The organism is Mesorhizobium sp., from assembly GCF_965229135.1.
GTDB lineage: Bacteria > Pseudomonadota > Alphaproteobacteria > Rhizobiales > Rhizobiaceae > Mesorhizobium.
Window position 1 is genome coordinate 3989232 of sequence record NZ_OZ245860.1, and the last position, 26020, is coordinate 4015251.

The 26020-nt window shown below is 64.6% G+C and carries 22 protein-coding genes; 10 read left to right on the forward strand and 12 right to left on the reverse strand.

Features of this window, described 5'->3' with window-relative positions; translation table 11 throughout:
* Positions 1-88: 88 nt before the first annotated feature.
* From ACO07C_RS18985 to ACO07C_RS18995, 3 genes are read right to left on the reverse strand one after another with little or no spacing between them, the layout of a single operon-like run.
* The gene (locus ACO07C_RS18985; RefSeq protein ID WP_421915695.1) at positions 89-919 is read right to left on the reverse strand and encodes a DUF429 domain-containing protein; all 831 of its coding nucleotides are present in this window, start codon (positions 917-919) and stop codon (positions 89-91) included.
* On the reverse strand, positions 916-1800 hold the full coding sequence (gene pdxY / locus ACO07C_RS18990) for a pyridoxal kinase PdxY (RefSeq protein ID WP_421915696.1): 885 nt from the start codon (positions 1798-1800) through the stop codon (positions 916-918). The genes ACO07C_RS18985 and pdxY overlap by 4 nt, the downstream gene beginning before the upstream one ends.
* 12 nt (positions 1801-1812) lie before the next feature.
* The gene (locus ACO07C_RS18995) at positions 1813-2064 is read right to left on the reverse strand and encodes a hypothetical protein (protein ID WP_421915697.1); all 252 of its coding nucleotides are present in this window, start codon (positions 2062-2064) and stop codon (positions 1813-1815) included.
* A gap of 232 nt (positions 2065-2296) precedes the next feature.
* Between ACO07C_RS18995 and ACO07C_RS19000 the strand changes: the two genes are divergently transcribed.
* The 5 genes from ACO07C_RS19000 to ppa all read left to right on the forward strand — a co-directional run bounded on the left by ACO07C_RS19000 (position 2297) and on the right by ppa (position 5789).
* Positions 2297-2941 (forward strand): LemA family protein, encoded by a 645-nt coding sequence (locus ACO07C_RS19000; protein WP_421915698.1) that lies wholly within the window; start codon positions 2297-2299, stop codon positions 2939-2941.
* An 18-nt stretch (positions 2942-2959) separates the two neighbouring features.
* On the forward strand, positions 2960-3787 hold the full coding sequence (locus ACO07C_RS19005; protein WP_421915699.1) for a TPM domain-containing protein: 828 nt from the start codon (positions 2960-2962) through the stop codon (positions 3785-3787).
* Positions 3788-3791: 4 nt separating this feature from the next.
* Positions 3792-4430 carry a TPM domain-containing protein gene (locus ACO07C_RS19010; RefSeq protein ID WP_421915700.1) on the forward strand — a complete coding sequence of 213 codons (639 nt, stop codon included), beginning with the start codon at positions 3792-3794 and terminating at the stop codon, positions 4428-4430.
* Between the two features lie 117 nt (positions 4431-4547).
* On the forward strand, positions 4548-5054 hold the full coding sequence (locus tag ACO07C_RS19015; protein WP_421915701.1) for a GNAT family N-acetyltransferase: 507 nt from the start codon (positions 4548-4550) through the stop codon (positions 5052-5054).
* Positions 5055-5255: 201 nt separating this feature from the next.
* Positions 5256-5789: an inorganic diphosphatase gene (gene ppa, locus ACO07C_RS19020; protein WP_421915702.1), complete on the forward strand. Its 534-nt coding sequence runs from the start codon at positions 5256-5258 to the stop codon at positions 5787-5789.
* 98 nt (positions 5790-5887) lie between these two features.
* Here ppa and ACO07C_RS19025 read toward each other — a convergent pair whose 3' ends face one another.
* Together ACO07C_RS19025 and ACO07C_RS19030 are read right to left on the reverse strand one after the other, a co-directional pair.
* A complete protein-coding gene (locus ACO07C_RS19025; RefSeq protein WP_421915703.1) occupies positions 5888-6478 on the reverse strand; it encodes a hypothetical protein in 591 nt (196 codons plus the stop codon).
* Positions 6479-6521: 43 nt separating this feature from the next.
* Positions 6522-7139, reverse strand: a complete 618-nt coding sequence (locus tag ACO07C_RS19030; protein WP_421915704.1) for a TetR/AcrR family transcriptional regulator — start codon at positions 7137-7139, stop codon at positions 6522-6524.
* 73 nt (positions 7140-7212) lie between these two features.
* On the opposite strand from ACO07C_RS19030, the gene ACO07C_RS19035 reads away from it, so the two are divergent.
* Complete coding sequence (locus ACO07C_RS19035; protein WP_421915705.1) at positions 7213-8496, forward strand: MFS transporter; 1284 nt, start codon at positions 7213-7215, stop codon at positions 8494-8496.
* A gap of 49 nt (positions 8497-8545) precedes the next feature.
* On the opposite strand, the gene ACO07C_RS19040 is transcribed toward ACO07C_RS19035, so the two are convergent.
* Positions 8546-8827 carry a hypothetical protein gene (locus ACO07C_RS19040; protein WP_421915706.1) on the reverse strand — a complete coding sequence of 94 codons (282 nt, stop codon included), beginning with the start codon at positions 8825-8827 and terminating at the stop codon, positions 8546-8548.
* Positions 8828-9023: 196 nt separating this feature from the next.
* Here ACO07C_RS19040 and typA point away from each other — a divergent pair, with 196 nt between their 5' ends.
* Positions 9024-10853, forward strand: a complete 1830-nt coding sequence (gene typA, locus ACO07C_RS19045) for a translational GTPase TypA (protein WP_421915707.1) — start codon at positions 9024-9026, stop codon at positions 10851-10853.
* Between the two features lie 61 nt (positions 10854-10914).
* Here the strand turns inward: typA and ACO07C_RS19050 are convergent, their stop codons facing one another.
* Positions 10915-11541, reverse strand: a complete 627-nt coding sequence (locus tag ACO07C_RS19050) for a DUF1062 domain-containing protein (RefSeq protein WP_421915708.1) — start codon at positions 11539-11541, stop codon at positions 10915-10917.
* Between the two features lie 394 nt (positions 11542-11935).
* Between ACO07C_RS19050 and ACO07C_RS19055 the strand changes: the two genes are divergently transcribed.
* The gene (locus ACO07C_RS19055; RefSeq protein WP_421915710.1) at positions 11936-12547 is read left to right on the forward strand and encodes a LysE family translocator; all 612 of its coding nucleotides are present in this window, start codon (positions 11936-11938) and stop codon (positions 12545-12547) included.
* A 145-nt stretch (positions 12548-12692) separates the two neighbouring features.
* On the opposite strand, the gene ACO07C_RS19060 is transcribed toward ACO07C_RS19055, so the two are convergent.
* Positions 12693-13256, reverse strand: coding sequence for a peroxidase-related enzyme (locus ACO07C_RS19060; protein WP_421915711.1), 564 nt, complete (start codon positions 13254-13256; stop codon positions 12693-12695).
* Between the two features lie 137 nt (positions 13257-13393).
* Here ACO07C_RS19060 and ACO07C_RS19065 point away from each other — a divergent pair, with 137 nt between their 5' ends.
* Positions 13394-18208: an NAD-glutamate dehydrogenase gene (locus ACO07C_RS19065; RefSeq protein WP_421915713.1), complete on the forward strand. Its 4815-nt coding sequence runs from the start codon at positions 13394-13396 to the stop codon at positions 18206-18208.
* Between the two features lie 307 nt (positions 18209-18515).
* A complete protein-coding gene (locus tag ACO07C_RS19070) occupies positions 18516-19895 on the forward strand; it encodes an MFS transporter (RefSeq protein WP_421915714.1) in 1380 nt (459 codons plus the stop codon).
* A 33-nt stretch (positions 19896-19928) separates the two neighbouring features.
* Here the strand turns inward: ACO07C_RS19070 and purH are convergent, their stop codons facing one another.
* The 4 genes from purH to htpX all read right to left on the reverse strand — a co-directional run bounded on the left by purH (position 19929) and on the right by htpX (position 25919).
* On the reverse strand, positions 19929-21545 hold the full coding sequence (gene purH / locus ACO07C_RS19075) for a bifunctional phosphoribosylaminoimidazolecarboxamide formyltransferase/IMP cyclohydrolase (protein ID WP_421915715.1): 1617 nt from the start codon (positions 21543-21545) through the stop codon (positions 19929-19931).
* Positions 21546-21637: 92 nt separating this feature from the next.
* A complete protein-coding gene (locus tag ACO07C_RS19080) occupies positions 21638-23362 on the reverse strand; it encodes a heparinase II/III family protein (RefSeq protein WP_421915716.1) in 1725 nt (574 codons plus the stop codon).
* A 146-nt stretch (positions 23363-23508) separates the two neighbouring features.
* Positions 23509-24894, reverse strand: coding sequence for an RsmB/NOP family class I SAM-dependent RNA methyltransferase (locus ACO07C_RS19085; protein WP_421915717.1), 1386 nt, complete (start codon positions 24892-24894; stop codon positions 23509-23511).
* Complete coding sequence (gene htpX / locus ACO07C_RS19090; RefSeq protein WP_421915718.1) at positions 24885-25919, reverse strand: zinc metalloprotease HtpX; 1035 nt, start codon at positions 25917-25919, stop codon at positions 24885-24887. Before htpX ends, ACO07C_RS19085 begins: the two co-directional genes overlap by 10 nt.
* Between the last annotated feature and the right edge of the window lie 101 nt (positions 25920-26020).

Here is a 26020-nt window from a genome sequence, read left to right on the forward strand (position 1 = left end):
TAACGGTAAATGCCTGTTCCGAGCAATGCAGAATTATGGGGGCTGAACACAAATCCCATGCGCCAAAGCATGGCAGGCGCCGATAGCCTCACGCCCAGATGGCGACAGCTATGCCAAATCGGTCCGTGAGCGGCGGGTCGGGAAAGGGCCTGGCCTTGCCGTTGGCGATACAGCCGGCGATCAGCATCATGACCGACGCGTCGAGGAAATCATCCGCGGCCGCCCCACGCGGCGGCGCGCGGTCGAGAAAGCCACGGTCATAGCCGTGCCGGCAAAGCAGCGCCTTGCGCTCCTCCATGCCGGCCGGGTTGATGCTGCCCTTGATCTTCTTGGGCAGTTGCATGGCCTGGTCGCCGTTCAGCCGGCGGAAAGCGAGCTCCGGATGGGATTCGAAGACGCGGCCGCGCAAGTCGGGCTGTGCTATCAGCAGGGCGTCGATCTCGCGGATCTTCGAGAAGATGCCGAAGGCCTGGATCGAAACGCCGCGTGGCGGATCGGACGTGGCCTTGGCCACGTCGCTTGCCTTGCGATGGGCCGAGTACCACGCGTCGATCGTGGTGAAGTCGTCCGTGTGGGCATAGACGGCAGCGCGGGAAGGGATGGAGAAGACACTGGACTGGCGCTGCCCAAGAAGCGGCCGCACCAGCGCTTCCGGTCCGCGTCCGCCTCGTTGCGACACGTCCGGCAGGCCGATCGGCATGTCGACGGCGATGAACGCGTCGTCGGGCAGTGCCGCAAGCAATCCGGCGAAGGATGCAAAGACCGCGGCCGAGGGTGCGGCATCGGGGCCGCGGATGACGGCGATCCAGCCCGCCTTGCAGCCGTCGACGCCGACAAGCACGGTCTTGGCAAGCTCGGTCTTGGCAAGCTCGGTCTTGGCAAGCACGGTGTTGGCAGGCACGCCGTTGGCTGACATCACGCCCGGCGGTCCCGCCCCGGATGCGTGAGATGGCGAAGCTGCACCATGGCCATCGGATGCGACAGGCTCTGTGCGTCGGTTTCAAGCTGCAATTCGTCACCGCCGCGCTTGGCCGTGCGCGCCAGGATCTCGTAGACCGCGGCCGTGGTCGACTGCAGGGCCTTGACCGCCGGCTGGCCGGACAGGGTACGGGCCAGGTAGACCGCCGCGGTCAGGTCACCCAGTCCATTCGGCGGCTTGTCGATCAGCCGGTGTTCGGCCAAAAGCGCCTGGCTGCCGTTGAGCAGCAGATTGCCGGTGCCCCCCGTCATCATCGACGGCGCCGAGGTGACCAGCATGGTCGCGGGCCCGGCATGGAGCGCGGCCGCGATCGTTGACTTCATATCCGTCAGCGGCGCCCCCGCCATCCACTCCAGCTCATAACGATTGGGCGTGGCGATGTCGGCGATCGGCATCAGCCGGTCGCGCATGGCGGCGGCTACCGGTTCCGGCACGTAGAGGCCGCCCTTGTCGCCCATCACCGGGTCGCAGATGTAGATGGCGTCCGGCGTCTTCGCCTTGATCGCCCCAACCAGCGAGGCGACCGCCTCGGCCTGGCCAGCCTCGCCAAGATAGCCCGACAGCACGGCGCCGACCTCTCCCAGCCACGGCGCGCGCTCGAGATCGGCCATCATCGCCTTGAACTGGTCGAGCGGCGGCACGATGCGCGTGGCCCGGCCATGGCCCGGGTGCCAGGGCAGGATGACCGTCGGCACCGCCCATACGGGGAAGCCCAGCGTTTCCAGCGCGAAGACGGCGGCACGGTTGCCGACCGAACCACGCACGACATGGCTGGAGATGACGATGACCGCGCGCGGCGCGTCGGTGTGTTCGGCGCTCATTGTTTTTGATTCCTAGCTGCCCCGGGTGATGAAAAGCACAAGCCAGATCATCAGTCCAACGGCCAGTACAAGGCCGAGTGTCCGGCCAACGCGCGTACCCCAATATTCGATCGGGTCGGAGCGGTCGGCATCCGCGGCGGTGACGTGATCATGCGCGTCCTTCACGGCGCGCGCCACGAACGACGCGCCCGCCGGATCGGTCTCGCGCGCGATGCGCTCGAGGATCCGGCGCGATTCGTCTTCGCTGTCCTGGCGTCCCGCCATGGTTATGTCCCGTTTGCCATGACCTTAGCGTGTTCGCCCGGTCAATCACAGGGGCTGTGCGGCGGATGGCGCCATGCCAGGGGGTGATTGCCCTTCAGAGCCAGGAAATGCTTTCCGGCAGGGCGAGGTAATGCTTTCCGGCCGGGGCCAGAATGCTTTCCGGCCGGGGTCATTTTCTTACGCACGGATTGTGGTAATGCTTCGCCTGCAACTCCTGCCGAGGGATCCGACCATGTTTGCCCAGCGCCTTTCCTCACCGTCCAGGCTCCGCGCCTTGCCCGCCTTCGTGATGCTGGCCATCGTGCTGCCATTGCTCGCAGGCTGCGGCTTCAACACCATTCCCACCGCCGAGGAAAACGCCAAGGCGGCGTGGAGCGAGGTGCTGAACCAGTATCAGCGCCGCGCCGACCTGATCCCCAACCTGGTCGAGACGGTGAAGGGCTACGCCACGCACGAAAAGGACACGCTCGACGCCGTGGTCGAGGCCCGCGCCAAGGCGACGCAGATAACGGTCACGCCGGAAACGCTGAAGGATCCCGATGCGCTCAAGAAGTTCCAGGATGCCCAGGCGGGGCTGACCAGCGCGTTGTCGCGGCTGATCGCGGTGTCGGAGGCTTATCCGGATCTCAAGGCCAACCAGAACTTCCTGGCGTTGCAGGCGCAGCTCGAAGGCACCGAGAACCGTATCGCCGTCGCCCGCCGCGACTACATCCAGGCGGTGAAGGACTACAATCTGACGCTGAGGACGTTCCCGTCCGTGCTGTGGGCAACGCTGTGGTTCCGCAGCAACCAGCCCTTCGCCAACTTCACCATCGACGAAGACAAGCTGCAGGCGCCAAAGGTCGACTTCGGAACGACGACAAAGCAGGGCGGCTGATATCGAGGGCCGATCACCGTGACCTCCTGGGCTGACAAGAGCTGGCGCCGCGTTCTCATTCTCGCGGCAGCGCTTCTGGTCGCGCTGCTTCCGCTCAAGCTCTTCGCCGCCGAGTTGCCGGCGCTGACAGGGCGGGTGGTCGACAATGCCAACATCATCGATGCCGGCACCAGGGCGGCGCTGACGCAGAAGCTGGCGGATTTCGAAACCAAGGGTTCGGACCAGATCGTGGTTGCCACGATTCCGAGCCTCGACGGCGAGGAGATCGAGCCTTACGCCAACCGCCTGTTCCGCTTCTGGAAGCTCGGCCAGGCCAAGGAAAACAATGGCGTCCTGCTTCTGGTCGCGCCGAACGACCACAAGATGCGCATCGAGGTCGGCTATGGCCTCGAAGGCACGCTGACCGACCTGCACACCAAGCTGATCATCGAGAACGACATGGTGCCGGCGTTTCGGGCCGGCGACTTCTCCGGCGGCATCACCAAGGCCGTCGACGACATGATCAATGTGCTGAACGGCAATCCCGAAGAGCTCGAGGCGCGAGGCAAGCGCAATGAACATGCGCCGGTCAACACGGACAATCTGTTCTTCGCCGTCTTCATCGGCATCTGGGCGATCATCTTTTTCGGCGGCCTCGCCGCTTCCGTGCTGCCGCCGATCTTCGGCCAGAAACTCGGCCCCGGCCGCTATCGCTGGCTCGGCATGACGTTCGAACCCGGGCAACGTTCATCCGGCGGCTGGTCGTCGGGAAGTTCCGGTGGCGGATGGTCGTCCGGCGGCGGCGGTGGCGGCTTCTCCGGCGGCGGCGGCTCGTCCGGCGGCGGCGGTTCCTCGGGGAGCTGGTGAAATCATGGCGACACGACCGATCAGCCCGCAGGATCATGAACGCATCGCCGCCGCGATCCGTGCCGCCGAGGCGAGAACCGACGGCGAGATCTATTGCGTCGTGGCGCATGCCAGCGACGACTATTTCTATCCGGCCGCCTTCATGGCGACGCTCGGCACGCTGATCGTCAGCCTCGCCGTGGCCTATGGGCTGGAAGCCTGGTGGTTGTCGCTGCGCCTGCCGCATTTCGTGCTCGCGCAGCTTCTGGCGCTGGCCTGCGTGGTGGTGCTGCTGTGGCTGGCGCCGGTGTTGCGCATCCACCTCGTGCCGAGGCGGCTGCGCTACAAGGCCGCGCATGCCAACGCGGTCAAGCAATTCCTCGCACGCAATGTCCACCGTACCGCCGCGCGCACCGGTGTGCTGGTGTTCGTCTCGATCGCCGAACGCTATGCGGAAGTGGTTGCCGACAGCGGCATCGACGGCCGCGTCGGCCAGCATGTCTGGGACGGCGCCGTCCGCGACCTGACCGCGCATGCCGGCGACGACCGTCTAGCCGACGGCTTCATCAAGACCATCGAATCGGTGGGGGCGGTGCTGGCCGAGCATTTCCCGGTGACCCCCGGAGACGTCAACGAACTCGACGACCATCTGGTCGAAATCTAGGCCGCTCGAACAAGTCAGGACGCGGCCCGGCGTGCGAAAGATCGCCTGTGCGAAAGCGCGGCGACGGCCGACGCGGACTCTTGCAATCGGCCGATGCGGGTTTATGGTTAACCAATCATGAACACGCTGACGATCGACATCCGGAAAGCCGAACCGCGCGATGCGCAAGACATCGCCGACGTGCACCAGCAAGCCTGGCAAGGCGCCTATTCCGGCATCATCCCTCACAAGACGCTGACCTCTATGATCAATCGGCGCGGTGCGGACTGGTGGGCGAACGCGATTCGCCGCGCGGCCACGGTGCTGGTCGTCGAGATCGGCGGCAAGATCGCCGGCTACGCCACGATCGGCAAGAACCGCGCGCGGGAACTGAGGCAGCAGGGCGAAATCTACGAGCTCTACATGCGCCCGGAATACCAGGGCATAGGGCTCGGCAGCCGGCTGTTCGCCGCCGCCAGGGCGCGGCTTGCCGACCATGGGCTCAAGGGCATGGTGGTGTGGGCTCTGGAAGACAACCAGAACGCACTCGCCTTCTATGCGGGCGCGGGTGGCCGGGATGTCGCCGAGGGCGTCGAGATCTTCGAACAGAGAGCCCTCAAGAAAGTCGCCTTCGTCTGGGAGTGACCGCCAGCGGGCGATCGCTACAGCCGAGCCGGCCGGTGTCTCAGGTCTTGCGGCAAATCACGATGCTGAAACATCTTGTGCTGATGATTGAACGCGCAAGGTGACTTTGCCGCCCGCCTGATGTCGGCGAGAACCATTCGCCGCATTGCACCAGTCCGCGCTGCCCGCTATCGGTCTCCCATCGAGAGAGGGATAAATGCCATGCGCATCGAAGCCATAGCCACTGGAAAGAATCCACCCGAGGATGTGAACGTCATCATCGAGGTGCCGATCGGCGGCGAGCCGATAAAGTACGAGATGGACAAGGAAGCCGGCACGCTGTTCGTCGACCGCTTCCTGCACACGTCCATGCGATATCCCGGCAACTACGGCTTCGTGCCGCATACGCTGTCGGGCGACGGCGATCCGATCGACGTGCTGGTCTGCAACACGCGCGCGCTGGTGCCGGGCTGCGTCATCAATGTGCGGCCGATCGGCGTGCTGGTGATGGAAGACAATGCCGGCCAGGACGAGAAAGTCATCGCGGTGCCTTCACCCAAGCTGACGCTGCGCTACCAGAACGTCACCGAATACACGCAGCTGCCGGAGATCACGCGCGACCAGGTGCAGCACTTCTTCGAGCACTACAAGGACCTCGAACCCGGCAAATGGGTCAAGATCGAAGGCTGGCACGATTCCGCCTACGCCAAGAAGATGATCGTCGAGGCGATCGAGCGGGCGAAGAAGAGCAAGTAGGCGACACCTGGAGCTGCGAACAGTTTCGAACGCAGCGCTGCCCCTCATCCGCCTGCCGACGCTTCTTGGTCAATGCGTTGCATGCAACGACGAGTCTCTCAGTTATCGACACGGCCGAAAGCCGGCACGTTGCCGATGACGCTGTGGCGGTCCTTGCCGCAGGCGAATGCGCGGGCCTTGTCGTCGGCAAGCTTGCGCGCCTGGTCGTTGGCGTCGGGATTGCCGGTGGCCAGCACCAGGCCGATGGTGCAGCCGTCGCGCGCCTCCATCTGGCCGACCTTGGCGACAACCAGGACGTCGGTTTTCTTGTCGGCATCCTCGGCACCGCTGACCGAGCGGCGATGGATGGCCGCGAAGGGCACCGCGGTGCCGCCGCTGGTCTCGATGCGCCACTCGACCTTGGGGCCAGCCGAATTGAAGCCGGAAAAGCTTTCCCACACCGAGGTCATGTCGCTGGGCGGGAAGCCGTAGAACAGCGATTCCCTGTTGTCGTCATAGGCGATGAGCACGGCATAGCCGCGATAGCCGGGGCAGGTGAGGTCGGCCCAGTCGCCGTCGCCTTGCCCGGACCGCGCATAGGTCACGCAGTCCTTCTTCCAGTCGAGATCGGTGTAGACACTGGAGATCTCGCCGGCCCGCGCCGCATGGCAAAGGCCAGCGAGGACGATGGGGATCAGCAGCGCGCGCATGGCGACAACTCCGTTTCGAGCCGCCGCAGCGTACCGCCAAACGCTATTTCTTCAAGCTCGCCTCGATCAGCAGGTCGGCGTTGCGGGCGACCGATTGGGCGGGGCCGCCGAGGCCGAACAACTGGCCGCTGATATAGGCCCCCTCGATCAACAGCAGCAGACCGTCGCCCAGCGTATCGGCATCGTCGGCACCCATTGCCGTGGCCATGGCGCGCAGGCGGCGGCGCAGTTCCTGCTTGTTGGCCTCGCTGACGACGCGGGCGGGATGGCCATGTTCAGGATATTCGACCGCCGCGTTGGTCATGCCGCAGCCGCGATATTGCGGCATCTGCGTGCGCTTGCCGACGCGGGTCAGGAAGGCGATGATCTGCGCGCGAGGATGACCCGGATGGGCGTCGACGGCTTCGTCGAAACGGGCCCAGAATTCGAGATCGTATTGCCTGAGATAGGAGGCGGCGAGCTCGTCCTTCGACGGGAAGCTGCGGTAGAGGCTGGGCTTGGTGACGCCGGCGCGCTTGACGATTTCGTCGACGCCGACCGCCCTGATGCCCTCCCGGTAGAACAGGTCACGCGCCACGTCGAGGATCTTTTCGCCAGCCTTCAGCGGGGCCGATGCGTTTCCATCCTTGATGGTTGGTTCAATATTATTGTCCGATGGCATCCGGTGACTCGCTTGACAATGTTACCGATCGGTACGTACAAATAGGCCCAACTGCAACGTACCGGTCAGTAACATGATAGCTCAGTCCCGTCCCTTTGGCCAGCGCTACGCGTTCGTTGTGGTCGCCGTCATCTTCCTTTGCCTGCTGATCGCGGCCGGGCTTCGTTCCGCACCCGCTGTGATGATGCTGCCGCTTGAGGACAGTTTTGGCTGGCGGCGCGATGTCGTCTCCCTTGCCGCCGGCATCGGCATCCTGCTCTATGGCCTGACCGGACCATTCGCCGCGGCCCTGATGGAACGTATCGGGCTGCGTCGCACGCTGCTGGCGTCGCTCGTGGTGATGTCGGCCTCGACCGCTCTTAGCCTGCTGATGACCAAGCCCTGGCATCTGTTCATCACTTGGGGCGTGTTTTCGGGCATCGGTTCCGGCGCGGTCGCCAGCGTGCTCGGCGCCACCATCGTCAATCGCTGGTTCAAGACCAATCGCGGCCTGGTCATGGGGTTGATGTCGGCCTCCAGCGCCACAGGCCTGCTGGTTTTCCTGCCGCTGCTGGCGGCACTGGCACAGTCGGGCGGCTGGAAGCCGGTGGCCGTCGCCGTGGCTGTCGCCACCGCCTGCCTTATCCCACTGGTCTGGCTGCTGGTGCCGGAGAGGCCGGCGTCCATCGGCATGGTGCGCTTTGGCGCGGAGCCCGACGACGTGCCGCCGACACCGCCGGCCTCGCAAGGCAATTTCCTCGCTCATACGTTAAACACGCTGCGCCGTGCCGCCGGCACGCGGGTGTTCTGGTATCTTTTCGCGACCTTCTTCGTCTGCGGTTTCACCACCAACGGACTGGTCGGCACGCATCTGATCGCCTTCTGCGGCGACATGGGTATCGGTGAGGTCCAGGCCGCCGGCCTGCTGTCCATGATGGGTATTTTCGACCTGATCGGCACCACGCTGTCGGGCTGGCTCACCGACCGCTTCGACCCGCGCAAGCTGCTTGGATTCTATTATGCGATCCGGGGCCTGTCGCTGATCTACCTGCCCTATTCCGGTTTCTCCGCGGTCAGCCTGATCATCTTCGCCGTGCTCTATGGACTTGACTGGATCGCCACCGTGCCGCCGACACTGAGGCTGGCCAACGAGGCATTCGGCGACCGCAGCGGTCCCATCGTCTTCGGCTGGATCGTGGCTGGCCACCAGATCGGTGCGGCGTCTGCCGCGGCCTTCGGCGGCACGATGCGGGAGTTGCAAGGCAATTACCAGCTAGCCTTCCTCATCGCCGGCATGACGGCAATAGCCGCCGCCTGCATCTCGCTGCTCATCAACACCAGCCGCCCGGCCTTCGATCCTGAACCTCAGGCGGCCTGAGCCGAGGGCCGGCGTTGCCGGCCCTGACATGGTTTGATGGCGATATAGATTAGTTCGGGTAGCAAACCATAGGAATGTTTGGCCACACAGCGGTTTCGCAGTTGGCGGCATCCTGCCTTTGCCTGAAGGCGGTGCTGACGGGTCCCGTCACGATGGGGTCGACGCCGTCGGGGGCGTTGGCATAGACCTGCTCGGCCGACGTTGTATCCGGCGGCAGAACCGTGCGCGCATCGTTGCGCGTCGCGGCTGACTGCGCGGCGTTGACCGCCAGCAGGACGGCAAATGCCGCGGACGCGATAAGTGGCCAGAAACGTGTGAGTTTGTCGGTCATGAGGTTCGAACTGTCCGGGGCCGCGAAGGTTCCCGCCTTGGTTAACAAAATCATCTCACACGCAGATGCTTAAGATTTGATGAGTATTTGGTGTCGCGCTTCCTCTTTCGCAACTGCGAAAAACCCTGTATGAGCCGCGCAACCGAAAGAGGCAGCGCCTTCGGCCTGCTGCCTGCAACGCTTCCGAGACCAGAACATGAAAATTCGTAATATCGCGATCATCGCGCACGTCGACCATGGAAAGACCACCCTGGTCGACCAGCTTTTGAAGCAGTCCGGCTCCTTCCGCGACAACCAGCGCGTCGCCGAACGCGCCATGGATTCCAACGACCTCGAAAAGGAACGCGGCATCACCATCCTGGCCAAGGCGACTTCGGTCGACTGGAAGGACACGCGCATCAACATCGTCGACACGCCCGGCCACGCCGATTTCGGCGGCGAGGTCGAGCGCATCCTGTCGATGGTGGATTCGGCCATCGTGCTGGTCGACGCCGCCGAGGGCCCGATGCCGCAGACCAAGTTCGTCGTCGGCAAGGCGCTGAAGGTCGGCCTGAAGCCGATCGTCGTCATCAACAAGATCGACCGTCCGGACGCTCGTCACGTCGAAGTGGTCAACGAGGTGTTCGATCTGTTCGCGGCACTCGACGCTACCGACGACCAGCTCGACTTCCCGATCCTCTACGGTTCGGGCCGCGACGGCTGGGTCTCGGAGAACCCCGAAGGTCCGAAGGACCAGGGCCTTGCGCCGCTGTTCGATCTCGTCATCAAGCATGTGCCGGCGCCGACCGTTCATCCCGGCCCGTTCCGCATGATCGGCACCATCCTGGAAGCCAACCCCTTCCTCGGCCGCATCATCACCGGCCGCATCGAATCGGGCACGCTGAAGTCCAACCAGCCGGTCAAGGTGCTGCACCATGACGGCACGCTGGTGGAAACCGGCCGCATCTCCAAGATCCTCGCCTTCCGGGGGCTTGAACGCCAGCCGATCGACGAAGCGCAGGCTGGCGACATCGTCGCCATTGCCGGCCTGTCAAAGGGCACCGTCGCCGACACGTTCTGCGACCCTTCGGTGACCGAGCCGCTGCATGCGCAGCCGATCGATCCGCCGACCGTGACCATGTCCTTCCTCGTCAATGACAGCCCGCTCGCCGGCACCGAAGGCGACAAGGTGACCAGCCGCGTCATCCGCGATCGCCTGCTGCGCGAGGCCGAAGGCAATGTCGCGCTCAAGATCGAGGAATCGCCGGACAAGGATTCGTTCTTCGTCTCCGGCCGTGGCGAATTGCAGCTGGCCGTGCTGATCGAGACGATGCGCCGCGAAGGCTTTGAAATCGCCGTTTCGCGGCCACGCGTCGTCATGCAGAAGGGCGAGAACGGCGAATTGCTGGAGCCGGTCGAGGAAGTCGTCATCGACGTCGACGAGGAACATGCCGGCGTCGTCGTGCAGAAGATGTCGGAGCGCAAGGCCGAGATGGTCGAGCTGCGCCCATCCGGCGGCAACCGCCAGCGCATCGTCTTCCATGCGCCGACACGCGGCCTGATCGGCTACCAGTCGGAGCTCTTGACCGACACGCGCGGCACCGCCGTGATGAACCGGCTTTTCCATGCCTATGAGCCCTACAAGGGCGAGTTGCCGGGCCGCACCAATGGCGTGCTTATCTCCAACGAGCAGGGCGAGGCCGTCGCTTACGCCATGTGGAACCTGGAAGACCGCGGCCCGATGGTGATCGACCCCGGCGTCAAGGTCTATCAGGGCATGATCATTGGCATCCACAGCCGCGACAACGACCTCGAAGTGAACGTGCTAAAGGGCAAGAAGCTCACCAACATCCGCGCCGCCGGCAAGGACGAAGCAGTGAAGCTGACCCCGCCGATCCGCATGACGCTGGAGAAGGCCTTGGCCTGGATCCAGGACGACGAACTGGTCGAGGTGACGCCAAAGACCATCCGCCTGCGCAAACTCTATCTCGACCCGAACGAGCGCAAGCGCTTCGAGAAGTCGTCGAAAGTGGTCGGCGCGGCCTGATTCTTCAGTTTCCGAGAGTTCAGGAGGGGCGGAGCACCGGTGGCTCCGCCCCTCTTTTCGTTCAACCGCCGGCCGCCCAAATGATGGCTTGCCGATCGTCCTCGCCCGCGAGATCGATGCGCACCGCGGTTCCCTGACGAACCGGTTTGCGCATGGCTTTGGCTCCCTGCGGATCGACGATCAGCAACCGCCTCTCCTCCAGCCCCTGGAGCCGCGAGCGCGGCATGGCGAGTTCGCTGGAAATCAGGCGGTCGAGCCGGAGCGATGTCGACATTTCCAGCCCAAGCCGGAGTTCCAGGACCGCCGCGCTTTCCCGGTTGCCTTCAAGCACTTCCTTGCGCACGGCGACATCGGGAAACTCCTCGACGCGCCCGGCCTGGCGCCGCAGCGCGACCACATCGAAAGCATGGCGCCGTGCCAGCCCCGGATCGTTGCGTTCGAGCGCCGCCAGCCGCGCCGGGTCGATGTCGCGCCGGTTGCAACGCTCCATAATGCCGAAATTCCAGGAGTTGTCGCAGTCCATGCAGCAATAGATCAACCACACGTCGATGCGTTTGCCGTTGGCGTTGACGCGGAATTTGCCGCTGCAGCGATAGGCCTTGAGAGTGCCGCAGCGATTGCAGTTGATGAGCGGTTGAGGCGCGGTGCCGGGGGTGATCGTCCAGCGGATACGCAAGTAACCAGACATGCCGAAAAGTCCTTCCCGTCGGGAAGTTCTTCAGGCCGGCGATGTCGAGATGCCCATGCGGGCACGGCGTGGCGAGAGGCTGCGGCAATGGAAAGATCAGGCGTCACGGCGCAAAGCGCGCGACAGCGGTTCAGCAGTGCCAAACCGGTCACGAACCGCCGCCTGAGGAACACATGAAATAAGCAGACGCCGCCAATGCGACGCCTCGCGGTGTGTCAGTGGAGTTGACGAGACCGGCGGTTACTGAGGCAAAGTGACGCTCGAAATGGATGTCGGGACGGCTTCTCTAGCCGGGTGATGCTGGGTGGGCAAGTGGCTCCTCGTCGGCGCTACCGTCGCTCAGTCACTTGCGCTAATGTCTGATATCGAAGGTTTTCAAACAGAGATCCTCGCCATGCACCTCACCTCCCTCCTGATCTTCGCCGCGGCGCTGTTCGTCGCCGCCGGCTCCCCCGGCCCGTCGATCGCCGCACTTGTCGCGCGTGTCATCTCGAAGGGGTTTCGCGACGTGTTTCCGTTCCTGCTCGCCATGTGGATCGGCGAGGGCATCTGGCTGTCGTTGGCTGTGTTCGGCCTCGCTGTCGTGGCGCAGACATTCCACTTCGCCTTCGTCGTCTTGAAATGGGTTGGCGTCGCCTATCTCGCCTATCTGGCCTGGAAGATGTGGACCGCGCCCGTCGACGCGAAAGAAGGCGAGATGCCGCGTGAGGATTCGGCCGTGAAGCTTTTCTTCGCCGGCATGACCGTCACGCTCGGCAATCCCAAGATCATGATGTTCTACCTGGCACTGCTGCCGACGATCATCGACCTCGCCTCGGTGACCGTGGTCGGCTGGGTCGAGCTGACCCTGACCATGGCCGTGGTCCTCATCGCCATCGATCTCGCCTGGGTGCTTGCCGCCTCGCAGGCGCGCAGGCTGTTGAAGAGCAAGCGCGCCATGAAGATCGCAAACCGTGTCAGCGCCTCGACCATGGCAGGTGCGGCGGCGGCGATCGCGGCGCGCTGATTCCCCTCGCCCCGTTTACGGGGAGAGGGTAGCCCGAAGGGCCGGGTGAGGGGCCGCGTCGAGGCTGGTCTTTGATCCGCAAACGTTGGCGCCGCCCCACATCCGCCTGCCGGCATCTTCCCCATAAACGGGGAGAAGAGAGCTGCTATCGCGCCATGGCGTGGTATTCGTCGTTCGGCCGCATGTCGATGGCCGCGGCCACCCGGTTCGACATGTTGAAGAAGGCCGCGGTCGAGGCGATGTCCCAGATGTCACGGTCGGAAAAGCCGGCTTCGCGCAAAGCCGCCCGGTCGGCTTCAATGATCTTAGCCGGCTCTTCGGTCAGCTTGACCGCGAATTCGAGCATTGCGGTCTGCCTGGGCGAAAGATCGGCGGCTCGGAAATTCATCACCATCATCTCGCCGAGCGCCGGGTCCCCGGACAGCTGACGTACGGCCGCGCCATGCGCGGTCAGGCAATAATAGCAATGATTGATCGAGGAGACGGCGACCGCGATCATCTCGCGCTCCAGTTTCGACAGGCCGGATTCGCCCAGCATCAGGTCGTTGTACATGTCGGTGAAGGCGCGCAGTTTCTTCTCGTCGAAGGCATAGGCCCTGAGCACATTGGGAACGAGGCCGAGTTTCTCCTCGCATTTGGAGAAGTAGGTTTTTGTCGCCTCGCCGAGCTCGGCGGCGGCGAGGTCGAGCGCGGTGATTTTGCCGGACATGGAGCTTTTTTCCTCATTCTCTTGCGATTTTCCGATGAAATTCGATATTTGTTGGCAAGCCGTCAAACCTTTGTCGCCAAATACCGGTCATCTGCTACGATAGTCGTAAAAGCATGTGACGGGAGGAAATTGGCATCATGGCAAGCCTGAAATCGGCAACTGGCCCAAAAAAGACGAGCGCGGCAAAGGCAAGCTCGACAAACGGGTCTGTTGCAAAGGCGGGCGAAAAACCCGGCAGGCTCGCCGATTACCTGCTTGCCCGAGCCCCCGCGGAGGATGTCGCCGCCTATGATGTCGCCGATCTCGAACGTGCCGCCGACCTCGCCGGCCGCGCCGTCGCCCGGCACAAGAAGGGCGATTGCGTCGTTGCCATAGATGTCGATTCGGGTGTCGTCCGGCAGGGTCGGCCGATGACCATCATCACCGTCGTCAACGACAACATGCCGTTCCTTTTCGATTCCATCCTCGGCGAAATCACCGAGAGCGCCGGTGAGCCGCTGCTGGTCACCCACCCGGTCGTCGTCGTGAAGCACGGCAAGGCCGGCGTCGACGAAATTCTCGGCGATGGCGGCTTTGCCAAGGACGATCACAACCACGACCGGCTGAGCGTCGTCCACGTCCACATCAGCCGGCTCTCCGCCGAGCAGGCGGAGGGGTTGGCCGCGCGGCTGAAGAAGATTCTGTCGCAGGTGCGTGCCGCCGTCACCGACTGGAAGCCGATGCTGGCCCGCCTTGACCAGGCGATCTCGGAATTCCGCTATTCGCCAGTGCCGCTCGACAAGGCCCATGTCACCGAGGCGATCGCCTTCCTCGAATGGCTGCGCGATGACAATTTCACCTTCCTCGGAATGCGCGAGTTCAAATACACCGGCGGCGAGAAGAGCGGCACGCTGGAACGCGCCGACAAGGCCGGCCTCGGCATCCTGAGCGATCCCGATGTGCTGGTGCTCAGGCGCGGCACGGAAGCGGTGACGACGACGCCCGAAATCCGCGCCTTCCTGCACGGGCCCGAGCCGCTGATCGTCACCAAGGCCAATGCCAAGTCGGCGGTGCATCGCCGCATCTATCTCGACTATGTCGGCGTCAAGACCTACACCGCCAAGGGCGCGCTTTCGGGCGAACTGCGCATCGTCGGCCTGTTCACCTCGACCGCGTACACGCGCTCGGTGATGAAAATCCCCTACCTGCGCTCGAAGGCCGAAACCATCATCGCCAAATCCGGTTTCAATCCGGGCGACCATTCCGGCAAGGCGCTGATCAACGTGCTGGAAAGCTATCCGCGCGACGAACTGTTCCAGGTGCCGGTGCCGGTCCTGCGCAAACACGCCGAAGCCATCCTGGGACTGGTCGAACGGCCGCGCGTGCGCGCGCTGGTGCGCGTCGACCAATTCGACCGTTTCGTCTCGATCCTCGTCTTCGTCCCGCGCGATCGCTACGACAGCGAGGTGCGCGAGAAGGTCGGCACCTACCTCAAGACCGTGTTCCAGGGCAGGCTGTCGGCCTATTATCCGGCCTTCCCAGAAGGCGGGCTGGCGCGCGTCCATTTCATCATCGGTCGCTCCGGCGGCAAGACGCCCAAGGTCGAGCAAGCGACGATCGAGGCGGCGATCCGCGACATCGTGCGGACCTGGGATGACGCGCTGCGCGAGACCGCGGCCGAGGCCGGCGCCGATGCCGCGCTCACCGCCATCGCCTCACGCTTTTCGGAAAGTTATCGCGACAGTTTCTCGCCCACCGTGGCGCTGGTCGATGCCGGGCGCATCGCCAGGATCAGCGCCAGCAATCCGATCGCCATCGACTATTATCGTCATGCCCATCAGAAGCCGCAGCAGGCGGCGTTGAAAATCTATCATCACGGCGCGCCGGTGGCGTTGTCGCGGCGCGTGCCGGTGCTGGAAAACATCGGTTTCCGCGTCATCAGCGAACGCACTTTCGAGGTCGGCGACGAGCAGTCCGGCATGGTCTTCATCCATGACATGGAGCTGGAGAACAGCTACGGCAAGCCGATCGACCTTGCCGATGGCGGCGCGCTGTTCGAGGACGCATTCCTGTCCGTCTGGCGCGGCGACGTCGACAATGACGGCTATAATGGCCTTGCCCAGACAGCCGGCCTGTGGTCGGGCGAGATCACCATCCTGCGCGCCTATGGCCGCTATTTGCAGCAGGTCGGCATCCCGCAAAGCCAGGACTTCATAGCGGCCGCGCTCAACCGCTATCCCGACATCGCGCGCGGCCTGCATGCCCTGTTCATCGCGAGGCTTGGCCCCACGGCCGAGGGCGAAGGCGTGGTGGCGGCGAAGCATCTCAAGGCCAAGATCAAGGACGCGCTGGAGGAGGTGCCGAACATCGATGACGACACGATCATCCGGCGGTACCTCAACCTGATCGAAGCCTCGCTGCGCACCAATCATTTCGTCGCCGATACAAAGCAAAAGGGGCAGTCGCTGGCGATCAAGCTCGAGTCGCACGCGGTCGAGGGTTTGCCGGCGCCGCGGCCGTGGCGGGAGATCTTCGTCTATGGTTCCGAAGTCGAGGGCCTGCATCTGCGCTTCGGCCCGGTGGCGCGTGGCGGCCTGCGCTGGTCGGACCGCGCGCAGGACTATCGCACCGAGGTGCTGGGCCTAGTCAAGGCGCAGCAGGTCAAGAACGCGGTCATCGTGCCGGTCGGCGCCAAGGGCGGCTTCTATCCGAAGAAACTGCCGATGAGCGCCGGTCGCGACGCGATCTTCGAGGCCGGCACATCGGCTTACAAGAACTTTGTCTCCAGCCTGTTGTCTATCACCGACAATATCGGCATCGACGGCGTCATCCCGCCTGCCGGGGTGGTCAGGCGCGACCCCGACGATCCCTATTTCGTCGTCGCCGCCGACAAGGGCACGGCGACCTTCTCCGACACCGCCAACGCCATTTCCGAGCAGCATGGCTTCTGGCTCGACGATGCCTTCGCCAGCGGCGGCTCGGCCGGTTACGACCACAAGAAGATGGGCATCACCGCCAAGGGGGCATGGGAGGCGGTCAAGCGGCATTTCCGCGAGATCAACCGCGATATCCAGACCTCGCCCTTCACAGTCGTCGGCGTGGGCGACATGTCGGGCGACGTGTTCGGCAATGGCATGCTGTTGTCGCCCAAGACAAGGCTGATCGCGGCCTTCGACCATCGCGACATCTTCATCGATCCCGATCCGGACATGGCGGCGTCGATGGCAGAACGCGAGCGCATGTTCGCCCTGCCGCGCTCGAGTTGGCAGGACTACGACAAGACCAAGCTGTCGCAAGGCGGCATCATCGTTTCGCGCAACCAGAAATCGATCACCTTGCCGGCGGCGGCGGCGGCGGCGATCGGCCTTGGCAAGACGACCGCCACGCCGGTCGAGATCATGACCGCCATCCTCAAGGCACCGGTCGACCTCCTGTGGTTCGGCGGCATCGGCACGTATCTGCGGGCTTCGAGCGAAACCAACGCCGAGGTCGGTGACCGCGCCAACGATGCCATCCGCATCACGGCGCTCGACGTCCGCGCCAAGGTGATCGGGGAGGGCGCCAATCTCGGCGTCACGCAGCGGGCGCGTATCGAATTCGGCATGAATGGCGGCCGCTGCAATTCCGACGCCATCGACAATTCGGGCGGCGTCAACTGCTCGGACGTCGAGGTCAACATCAAGATCGCGCTGGCGTCCGCCATGCGCAAGGGAGCGCTGACGCGGCCGGCACGCAACAAGCTGCTTGCGGAGATGACCGGCGAGGTCGGTGCCCTGGTGCTGTCCAACAACTACGAGCAGACGCTGGCGCTCTCCATCGCCCGCAAGCGCGGCCTTGCCGACATTGCGCACCAGAGCCGGTTCATGACGGCGCTGGAGGCGCGCGGCCTGCTCGACCGCGCCGTGGAGACGCTGCCGTCGCCGGCAGCCCTTGCCGAGCGCGAGGCGCGCGGCGAGCCGCTAACCCGGGCCGAACTCGGCGTGCTTCTGGCCTATGCCAAGATCGTGCTGTTTTCCGACATCGTCGCCAGCGACGTGCCGGACGAGCCACATTTCGACCGCGACCTGATGGCCTATTTCCCCGACCGCATGGCGAAGAAATACGCCGCCGAAATCCACGGCCACCGGCTGCGCCGCGAGATCATCGCCCGTGTCGTCGCCAACGATCTCGTCAATCGAGGAGGCCCTTCCTTCGTCAACAGGCTGCAGGAAGCGACCGGCCGGACCGCCGCCGACGTGGTGCGCACCTTCGCGGTGGTGCGCGACGGTTTTGGCTTGCCGGCGCTCTATCGTGAAATCGATGCGCTCGACAATCAGATCGACGGCCAGGTGCAACTCGACCTCTACCAGATGGTAAGCCGGCTGATCTATGTGACCAGCGGCTGGTATCTGAAGAACGACGCCGGCACGGCGCCATTGGCCCAGCGCATCGCCGAGTTGCAGGATGCGCGCAAGGCGCTGGAGCCCAAGCTCGTGTCGCTGCTGCCGGTGTTCTCGCGCGAGCGGATCGAGGAGAAGCGGCACGGCCTGTTCAAGGGCGGTGCTCCCGACAGGCTGGCCGAGCAGCTGGCGCTGAGCGAGGTGGCGGAACTCATACCCGACATCGCACTGACAGCGCGCACGGCAGGCGCCGACATCGTCGCGGCTGCCAAGGCGTTCTTCGCGGTCAGCGACGCCTTCCGCATTCCCCGCGTCGAGGATGCAGCGCGCTCCATCACGCCGTCGGATTATTACGACCAGCTTGCGCTGTCCCGCGCCACGGACACGATCGGAGCGGCCCGGCGCGGCATTGCGGTGGCCGCGCTCACCGGGCATTCCGATGCCGCGGACCCGGTGGCAGCCTGGCTGGAAGCCGGGGGCGAGCGGGTCGCACGCATTCGCGAGCGGCTGCAGGCGCTGACCGAGGGCGGCGACATCACCGTGTCTCGGCTGTCGGTCGCATCCGGGTTGATGAGTGATCTGACGGGGATGTGAGGCGTTCTTGCGGAGGTTGGCGCCGCCCCTCATCCGGCTGCCGCCACCCTCTCCCCGTATCGTTAGGCCGACGCCGAGTCCGTGACGTCGACAATCGGCGAAATGCTCCGCGACAGCGTCTTTCTCCCCATCACCAGACGTGGAGTTGAGGAGTGATCCGCGCGGCGGACGAAAAGCCAATTGCTTGGCTTTTCGAGCGACGAAGGTCCGGCAGGACAATGAAGGGCGGCGCGACGCTTGTCATTTGCATGAGCATTCGAAACATGCAGACATGGCGCCGACACGGGCGGGTGCCAGGGGAATCATCATGGCGGTAGAGACAGTGCAGCGGGCGTCGGGACGCGGCATCTGGGGCTGGATGTTCTTCGACTGGGCGGCACAGCCGTTCTTCACGGTCGTCACCACTTTCATCTTCGGGCCCTATTTCGTCTCGCGCATGGCGGGCGATCCGGTGACCGGTCAGGCAGCATGGGGCTACGGCATCGCCTTGGCAGGCCTTGTCATCGCCGTACTGTCGCCAATCCTCGGTTCGGTCGCCGACCAGACCGGGCCTCGCAAGCCCTGGATCGCGTTCTTCGCCACGATCAAGATCACCTGCCTCTGCCTGCTCTGGCTTGCCGCGCCGGGCTCGAACCTGTTCATGGTCGTGCTGTTGTTTTCCCTGGCCTCGGTCGCCGCCGAATTCTCGACCGTGTTCAACGATTCGATGATGCCGCGCCTGGTGCCGAAGAGCGAGATCGGCCGCATCTCCAACACCGCCTGGGGCCTGGGCTATCTCGGCGGCATGATCGCGCTGATTTTCGTCGTCACCTGCCTGGCCGGCTCGCCCGAAACCGGCAAGACGATCATCGGCATTACCCCGCTCTTCGGGCTCGATCCGAAGCTGGGCGAGGACGCGCGCGCCACCGGACCGCTCTCGGCTGCCTGGTATTTCCTGTTCATCCTGCCGATGTTCTTCTTCACGCCGGATGCCATAAAAGGCATTCCCATGCGGCCTGCGATACGCGAGGGCTTGTCGGAACTGAAATCCACGCTTGGCGAAGTGCGTCGCCGCGTCGGCATCTTCCGCTTCCTCGTCGCCCGCATGATCTACCAGGACGGCGTCAACGCGCTGCTTGCGCTAGGCGGCACTTTCGCGGCGGGAATGTTCCATTGGTCGATCACCGAGATCGGTCTGTTCGGCATCATCCTCAACGTCATTGCGATTTTCGGCTGCCTGGCCGCAAGCCGGCTCGACACCGCCTTCGGTTCGAAAGTGGTGGTGATGATCGCGCTGGTGCTGCTGAGCATCGCCACGGTCGGCATCGTCTCGACCGGACCGGGCTACACGCTGTTCGGCGCCCTGCCGCTTCCGACTACCGATTCAGGCGGGCTGTTCGCCACCGCTGCCGAGAAAGCCTACATCCTCTATGGCCTGCTGATCGGGGTGGCCTTCGGGCCGGTGCAGGCGTCGTCGCGCTCCTACATGGCGCGCAGCGTCACCGCCGCTGAATCCGGCCGCTACTTCGGCATCTACGCGCTGGCTGGAAGGGCGACCAGTTTCCTGGCGCCGTTCATGGTGGCGACGATCACCGCCGTCAGCGGCTCGCCCCGGCTTGGCATGGCGGTCATCATCCTGTTCCTCGCCGCCGGCATGGCCATATTGGTGGGAACGCCGTATCCGGCAGACAAGCCGGCGGAACAGTAGTGCTTCTTCTCCCCAGGGGAGAAGAAGCAGTGCTCAATGCCGGAAGTGTCTCACGCCGGTGAACACCATGGCGATGCCGTGCGCGTCGGCGGCCGCGATGACCTCGTCGTCGCGCATCGAACCGCCTGGCTGGATGACGGCTGTGGCGCCGGCTTCGATCGCCGAGAGGAGACCGTCGGCAAAGGGGAAGAAGGCGTCGGACGCGACCACCGAGCCCTTTGTCAAGGATTCCGCAAGTCCGGCCGCTTCCGCTGCGTCGAGCGCCTTGCGCGCGGCGATGCGCGAGGAATCGACACGGCTCATCTGGCCGGCGCCGATGCCGACCGTCGCGCCATCCTTCACGTAGACGATGGCGTTGGACTTGACATGCTTGGCGATGCGGAAGGCGAACTTCAGGTCGGCCATTTCGGCTGGCGTCGGCGAACGCCTGGTCACCACCTTCAATTCGAGATCGTCGACGACCGCATTGTCGCGGCCCTGCACAAGCAGGCCGCCGGCAACGGATTTGACCGACGTGCCCGGCGTGCGCGGATCCGGCAGGCCGCCAGTGACCAAGAGGCGCAGGTTCTTCCTGGCCGCGATGATCGCCGCTGCCTCGTCGGTCGCCTCGGGCGCGATGATCACTTCGGTGAAGGTCTTCACGATCTCCTCGGCTGCCTCAGCGTCGAGGATTCGGTTGACCGCGACGATGCCGCCGAAGGCCGAAACCGGGTCGCAGGCCAGCGCCTTGGCGTAGGCGTCCTTCAGCGATGCGTCCTCGGCGACGCCGCACGGGTTGGCATGCTTGATGATGGCGACGGCGGCCGAGCGGGCCGGATCGAATTCGCCAACCAGTTCGAAGGCGGCATCGGTGTCGTTGATGTTGTTGTAGGAAAGCTGCTTGCCTTGCAGCTGGCGCGCCGTGGCGACACCTGGCCGCTTGTCGCCATTGACGTAGAAGCCGGCGTTCTGATGCGGGTTCTCGCCATAGCGCATGACGGATTCCAGCCGGCCGCCAAAGGCGCGCCATGTCGGATGCTCGATCTCCAGCGCCTCGGCGAACCAGCCGGAAATAGCGGCATCATAGCTGGCGGTGCGGGCAAAGGCCTTGGCGGCCAGCTTCTTGCGGAAATCCAGCGACAGCGAGCCGATGTTCATCTCCAGCGCGTTGAGCACGGAGGCGTAGTCGGCGGGGTCGGTGACGACAGCGACATAGGCGTGGTTCTTGGCCGAGGCACGGATCATCGCCGGGCCGCCAATGTCGATGTTCTCGACGATCGATGCGTAGTCGGCGCCGGAGCGGCGGACTTCCTCGAAAGGGTAGAGATTGCAGACCACGAGATCGATCGGCGCGATGCCGTATTTGCGCATCGCCTCGGCATGCTCCGGGTCGTCGCGCACGCCAAGCAGCGCGCCGTGCACCGAAGGGTGCAGCGTCTTGACGCGGCCATCCATGATCTCCGGAAATGCGGTCAGTTCGGAGACGTCGCGCACCGCCATGCCGGCCTCGGCGATCGCCCTGGCCGTGCCGCCGGTCGAAACCAGTTCGACGCCGGCCGAGGCCAGCGCCCTGGCGAAATCGATGAGGCCGGTCTTGTCGAAAACGGAAAGCAGGGCGCGGCGGACCGGAACGAGGTCCGGCGCGGGAATGTTCTTGGCGGCGACGGCCATGGCTGGCGGCCTTTCAAGGCTGATTTGAAGGGTCCGCGCGCCGTAGCACATGACGCCCGGAAATCAAACCGGAAGCTCGCCTCACCAGTGCCTCAGTTGTTTTCGGGATAGCCGGCGATGCTGGTGCGCGTCAGTTGCCAATGGACCTCGGAAACATCCGATGCCTTGAAGGCAAGCACGATCTGGCGGCTGCGGCGGGGGCCGCCAAGGCCGGCGAAATAGATCGATTCTTCGACCTCAGGCGCCACTTCGGTGCAGGTGAACACCCAGCTGTCGGCGGCCTCGGCAGCCAGCACCAGCCGGTCATGCTCGTCCTGGAACAGGTTGATGTCGGGATGGATGTGGAAACGAACGGTGATGAAGTCGCGGCCATTGTTGCGGACCGGCGCGCCGCCCGGCCTCTGGAACCGGTCCCTGCCGGTCAGCACATTGCCGTTCGTCGACAGTTTCATCTCGCGCTCGTGTAGAAAACCGAAGCGCTGGACATAGCCGTCATGGCGGGCAACGAAGCCGTGGACGCCCTTCTGGTCGATCCGCTTGCAGGGAACATGCCGCGGACCCCCGATCAGCGGTGAGCCGAGGAGGTCGTTGAGCCGCAGGGAGTGGCTGAAACGCGCCGACGATGTGTCGTTGATGGTGGCGGTCGAATGGGCGGCCGTGGCCCGGGCCAGCGGCCGGAACTCGGCGGCGCCATAGGTGTCGATGCCGGCATTGACGATATAGTGCTGGCGTCCCGAGGACATCTCGAAGGCGAGGCATCCGGCGTGGGCCGCGTTGGACACGTCGATCGGCGGCGGCAGGCCGGTGTCGGCGATCACCGTGACACCGCCCATCGACAAGCGCTCATAGCCGGAATGCGGCGCATGCAGCAGCGGCGCGCCGGCGGTGTCGTCGTGACGCAGGATGGTGGCGATGCGATCGTGGATGGTCGCGCCCATGCCGTTGAAACGGGCCAGGCTGCCGTCCTGGTGGCGAAAGAAACGCAGCGCCGGCAGCATGCGGTCAATGGCACCCATCAGCGCCTGTGGCGGCGTCTCGGCCTGATTGGCATAGGTCTGGCGCAGCGGCAGAAGGTCGGCCAGGATTTCCAGGACAGCCATCGGGTTGCGCGAGATGTGACCGCCGTCGGGGAGGATCTGGTGGTCGAGTTCCTCCGCGAGGTTGCGCGTGGCGCCGCGCAGCGCCGATGCCGGCGCGGGCAGCGACAAAGCGGCAAAGGCCAGCGCGATGCGGGCGCGCAGCCTGTCCTTGCCATCCGGCATTTCGCGCGCCATCGAGCGCAGATAGCGGATCTGGACGGCAAGCGATTTCAGGAAGGCCCGGTAGAAGGGAAACTCGGCGCCTTGCAGCACGACCGAGGAATGCTGCAGCCAGGCGATGACACGCTTGGCCGTCGTGCCGGGCTCCCAGGCGATGCCGGTGATGTGGTTGCCATGCATGGCGATCCAGTCGGAAACCAGGGCGCGGGCGTTCGCGGCGGCGAGCTCCGTGCCGGCGGCCCGCATGTGCCGCAGCCAGCGGAAGCCATGCAGCGTCTTTTGCCAGCCGTAATTGGGCACGTTGATCTGGAATGGCGATTTGCCGCCGGTTTCGACCAGATGCCCCGACAGCGGGTAACGGCCGTAGTAGATCTCAAGCGCAATCTGCGGATCGGCCAGGCGCAGGTCCGGCGGCGCGATCAGGACACGTTCCGGCGTGCGGCCGGAATATCGCCAGCGATAGGCAGGCCCGGCACGAAGGCGCCGGCGCGTTTTGCGCCAGAACTCCTTCGCGACAAGCGTCCACAGACGCGTCGTGTTGCCGGCAACGAGTGCCAAAGCCCCTCCTGGTCGTCCACTGCCCCAGCGCAAGTTTATATGATTCAAGAACTTATGCGAAGGCGAATTCCATGGAGCTATGCCGGTTCACTTGGTTTGAACCAAATCCACCCCAAAAAAGTCCGCAAAATCCACAGGCGCTGTCGCTAGGAGACCCTGCGCATGCGGGCGGCGAAGAAGCCATCCAGTCCGGAGCGTTCCGGCGACCCCAGGTCCAGGTCGGCGGGCGTGGTGCGCAATGTGCCCTGCGCCGTCAGGAAAGCATCGATGGCGGGAATCTCTCCCGGACGAATCGGATCGTCGATGACGCCGGGGGTCTCGGCGAGAAAGGCGCGATGCAAATCTTCGCCTTCCGATGGGTCGAGCGAACAATTGGAAAACACGATCCTGCCGCCAGGCCTGACCAGCGTGACGGCGCGGGCGAGCAGCCTGCGCTGCAGGTCGGCCAGTTTTTCGACATCGGCTGCGGTCTTCGTCCATGGCACGTCGGGATGCCGCCGCACCGTGCCGGTCGAGGAACATGGCGCATCGAGAAGCACCGCGTCGAACAGCTCCTTCGGCTCGTATTTGAGAAGGTCGGCCTGCACGGTTTGCGCCGACAGGCCGAGGCGCTCGAGATTCTGCGACAGACGCGCCAGCCGGTTCTTCGACGTGTCGACGGCGGTGACGCTGGCGCCGGCAAGAATCAGCTGGGCGGTCTTGCCGCCGGGCGCCGCGCAGAGATCGGCGACGCGAAGCCCGCTGACATCCCCGAACAACCTCGCGGGAAAACTGGCGGCCGCATCCTGAACCCACCAGGCTCCGTCAGCAAAGCCGGGCAGCTCTGGAACGGAGGCGCCGAGTTTTTCGACTCGAACGGTGCCGGTCGGCAGGACGATGCCGCCGAGCCGTTCGGCCCAGACAGCAGGATCGGCCTTTACCGAAAAATCGACCGGCGCCTCGTGGCGATGGGCGGCAAGGATATCCTTGGCCCTGGCCGCGCCATAGGCGGCCTTCAACCGGTCGGAGAACCATTTTGGCGCCTCGTCCGTGGTGGCGAGCGCGGCAGGCAGTTCGGTCTCCTTGGCGCGCGCCAGCGTGCGCAACACCCCGTTGACGAGGCCCGAAAAGCGTTGTGTGCGCGGATCGGACTTGGCGTGGGTCACGGCCAGGTCGACGGCGGCGCTGTCGGGAATGTCGAGGAACAGGATCTGCGCGGCCGCGACATGCAGGATGTGAGAAAGGGCGGTGGCGTTGGGCGGCAGCGGCTTTTCCAACCTTCGGGCCAGCAGCCCGGTGATGGTCATGCGATAGCGCAGGGCGGTGACCAGGATAGCGCGCACCAGGCCACGATCGCGCAGGTCGAGCGCCTTGTATTGCGGGTGGCCGTTCTCATGGTCGGTCAGCCCGTCCAGCGGCGTCCTGGCGTCGATGACGGCGGCAAGCAGCCGTGCTGCCGCCTTGCGGGCGGCGAGGCCTGCAACATCGCTACCCGTACTGTCTTCACGATTGCCTGAAATTGCCGGGCGGGGCCTTGCCTGGCTCACGACCACGGACCCTTGGGTCCGGTCGGGTTGCGTCCCCACGGATTGGGTTTCGGCCTGGCCGGCTCGGCCGGCGCCTGCGGCCTTGCCGCCCTGTCCCAGGGGCCGGATGGCTGCCGCTCTTCCGCCTGGCGAGGCGCCGATGCCCGTCCCGGCGCTCCGGCCGTTTCGGACGCGGCGCCTGAGCCTCCCATCTCCCGCGCCATCGCCTGCAAGGCGGCGATGCGGTTTTCGGTGCTGGGGTGGGTCGAAAACAGATTGTCCATGCGCTCGCCGGAAAGGGGATTGATGATGAAGAGGTGAGCGGTCGCCGGGTTGCGCTCCGCATCGGGGTTGCGGATGCGTTCGGCGCCGCGGGCGATCTTGTCAAGTGCCGATGCCAGCCACAGCGGGTGTCCACAGATTTCGGCGCCGCGCCGGTCGGCCTCGTATTCGCGGGTGCGGCTGACCGCCATCTGCACGACCATCGCCGCGAAGGGCGCCACGATCATCGCCACCAGCACCCCGACGAAGCCGAACGGGTTGTTGTTGTCGCGGTTGCCGCCGAAAAAGAACGCGAAATTGCCGAGCATCGAGATCGCGCCGGCAAAGGTCGCGACGATGGTCATGGTCAGCGTGTCACGATGCTGCACATGGGCGAGTTCATGCGCCATGACAGCCGCGACCTCTTCATGGGTCAGCGCCTGCAAAAGGCCGGTGGAGGCGGCGACAGCGGCGTTCTGCGGATTGCGGCCCGTGGCGAATGCATTGGGCTGCGGGTTATCGATCAGATAGGTCCTTGGCATCGGCAGGCCGGCGCGCTGCGCAAGGCCCTTCACGATCGCGTGGTATTCGGGTGCGTTCTTCTCGTCGACCTCGATGGCGTGGTTCATCGAAAGCACCATCTTGTCGGCGTTCCAGTAACTGAACAGATTGGTGCCGGCGGCTACGACCAGCGCGATCATCATGCCGCTTGTTCCGCCGATCAGGAAGCCGACGCCCATGAACAGCGCGGTCATGGCGGCAAGAAGCATGGCGGTGCGAATTGTGTTCATCGTCTGCTCCTGCGCGGATGGTGATGAAAGGGGGTCGATCCTCGTGGGGTCATCGCTATATGATGGGAAAGGCCTTTCCCTGTTTCAATCCGCTGGAAATA

What these genes read in the sequence shown, in the direction of transcription:
- pdxY (WP_421915696.1), bottom strand. Translation starts at nt 1,800, where the DNA reads ATGAGCGCCGAACACACCGACGCGCCGCGCGCGGTCATCGTCATCTCC.
- ACO07C_RS18995 (WP_421915697.1), bottom strand. Translation starts at nt 2,064, where the DNA reads ATGGCGGGACGCCAGGACAGCGAAGACGAATCGCGCCGGATCCTCGAG.
- ACO07C_RS19000 (WP_421915698.1), top strand. Translation starts at nt 2,297, where the DNA reads ATGTTTGCCCAGCGCCTTTCCTCACCGTCCAGGCTCCGCGCCTTGCCC.
- ACO07C_RS19010 (WP_421915700.1), top strand. Translation starts at nt 3,792, where the DNA reads ATGGCGACACGACCGATCAGCCCGCAGGATCATGAACGCATCGCCGCC.
- ACO07C_RS19015 (WP_421915701.1), top strand. Translation starts at nt 4,548, where the DNA reads ATGAACACGCTGACGATCGACATCCGGAAAGCCGAACCGCGCGATGCG.
- ppa (WP_421915702.1), top strand. Translation starts at nt 5,256, where the DNA reads ATGCGCATCGAAGCCATAGCCACTGGAAAGAATCCACCCGAGGATGTG.
- ACO07C_RS19025 (WP_421915703.1), bottom strand. Translation starts at nt 6,478, where the DNA reads ATGCGCGCGCTGCTGATCCCCATCGTCCTCGCTGGCCTTTGCCATGCG.
- ACO07C_RS19030 (WP_421915704.1), bottom strand. Translation starts at nt 7,139, where the DNA reads ATGCCATCGGACAATAATATTGAACCAACCATCAAGGATGGAAACGCA.
- ACO07C_RS19035 (WP_421915705.1), top strand. Translation starts at nt 7,213, where the DNA reads ATGATAGCTCAGTCCCGTCCCTTTGGCCAGCGCTACGCGTTCGTTGTG.
- ACO07C_RS19040 (WP_421915706.1), bottom strand. Translation starts at nt 8,827, where the DNA reads ATGACCGACAAACTCACACGTTTCTGGCCACTTATCGCGTCCGCGGCA.
- typA (WP_421915707.1), top strand. Translation starts at nt 9,024, where the DNA reads ATGAAAATTCGTAATATCGCGATCATCGCGCACGTCGACCATGGAAAG.
- ACO07C_RS19050 (WP_421915708.1), bottom strand. Translation starts at nt 11,541, where the DNA reads ATGTCTGGTTACTTGCGTATCCGCTGGACGATCACCCCCGGCACCGCG.
- ACO07C_RS19055 (WP_421915710.1), top strand. Translation starts at nt 11,936, where the DNA reads ATGCACCTCACCTCCCTCCTGATCTTCGCCGCGGCGCTGTTCGTCGCC.
- ACO07C_RS19060 (WP_421915711.1), bottom strand. Translation starts at nt 13,256, where the DNA reads ATGTCCGGCAAAATCACCGCGCTCGACCTCGCCGCCGCCGAGCTCGGC.
- ACO07C_RS19065 (WP_421915713.1), top strand. Translation starts at nt 13,394, where the DNA reads ATGGCAAGCCTGAAATCGGCAACTGGCCCAAAAAAGACGAGCGCGGCA.
- ACO07C_RS19070 (WP_421915714.1), top strand. Translation starts at nt 18,516, where the DNA reads ATGGCGGTAGAGACAGTGCAGCGGGCGTCGGGACGCGGCATCTGGGGC.
- purH (WP_421915715.1), bottom strand. Translation starts at nt 21,545, where the DNA reads ATGGCCGTCGCCGCCAAGAACATTCCCGCGCCGGACCTCGTTCCGGTC.
- htpX (WP_421915718.1), bottom strand. Translation starts at nt 25,919, where the DNA reads ATGAACACAATTCGCACCGCCATGCTTCTTGCCGCCATGACCGCGCTG.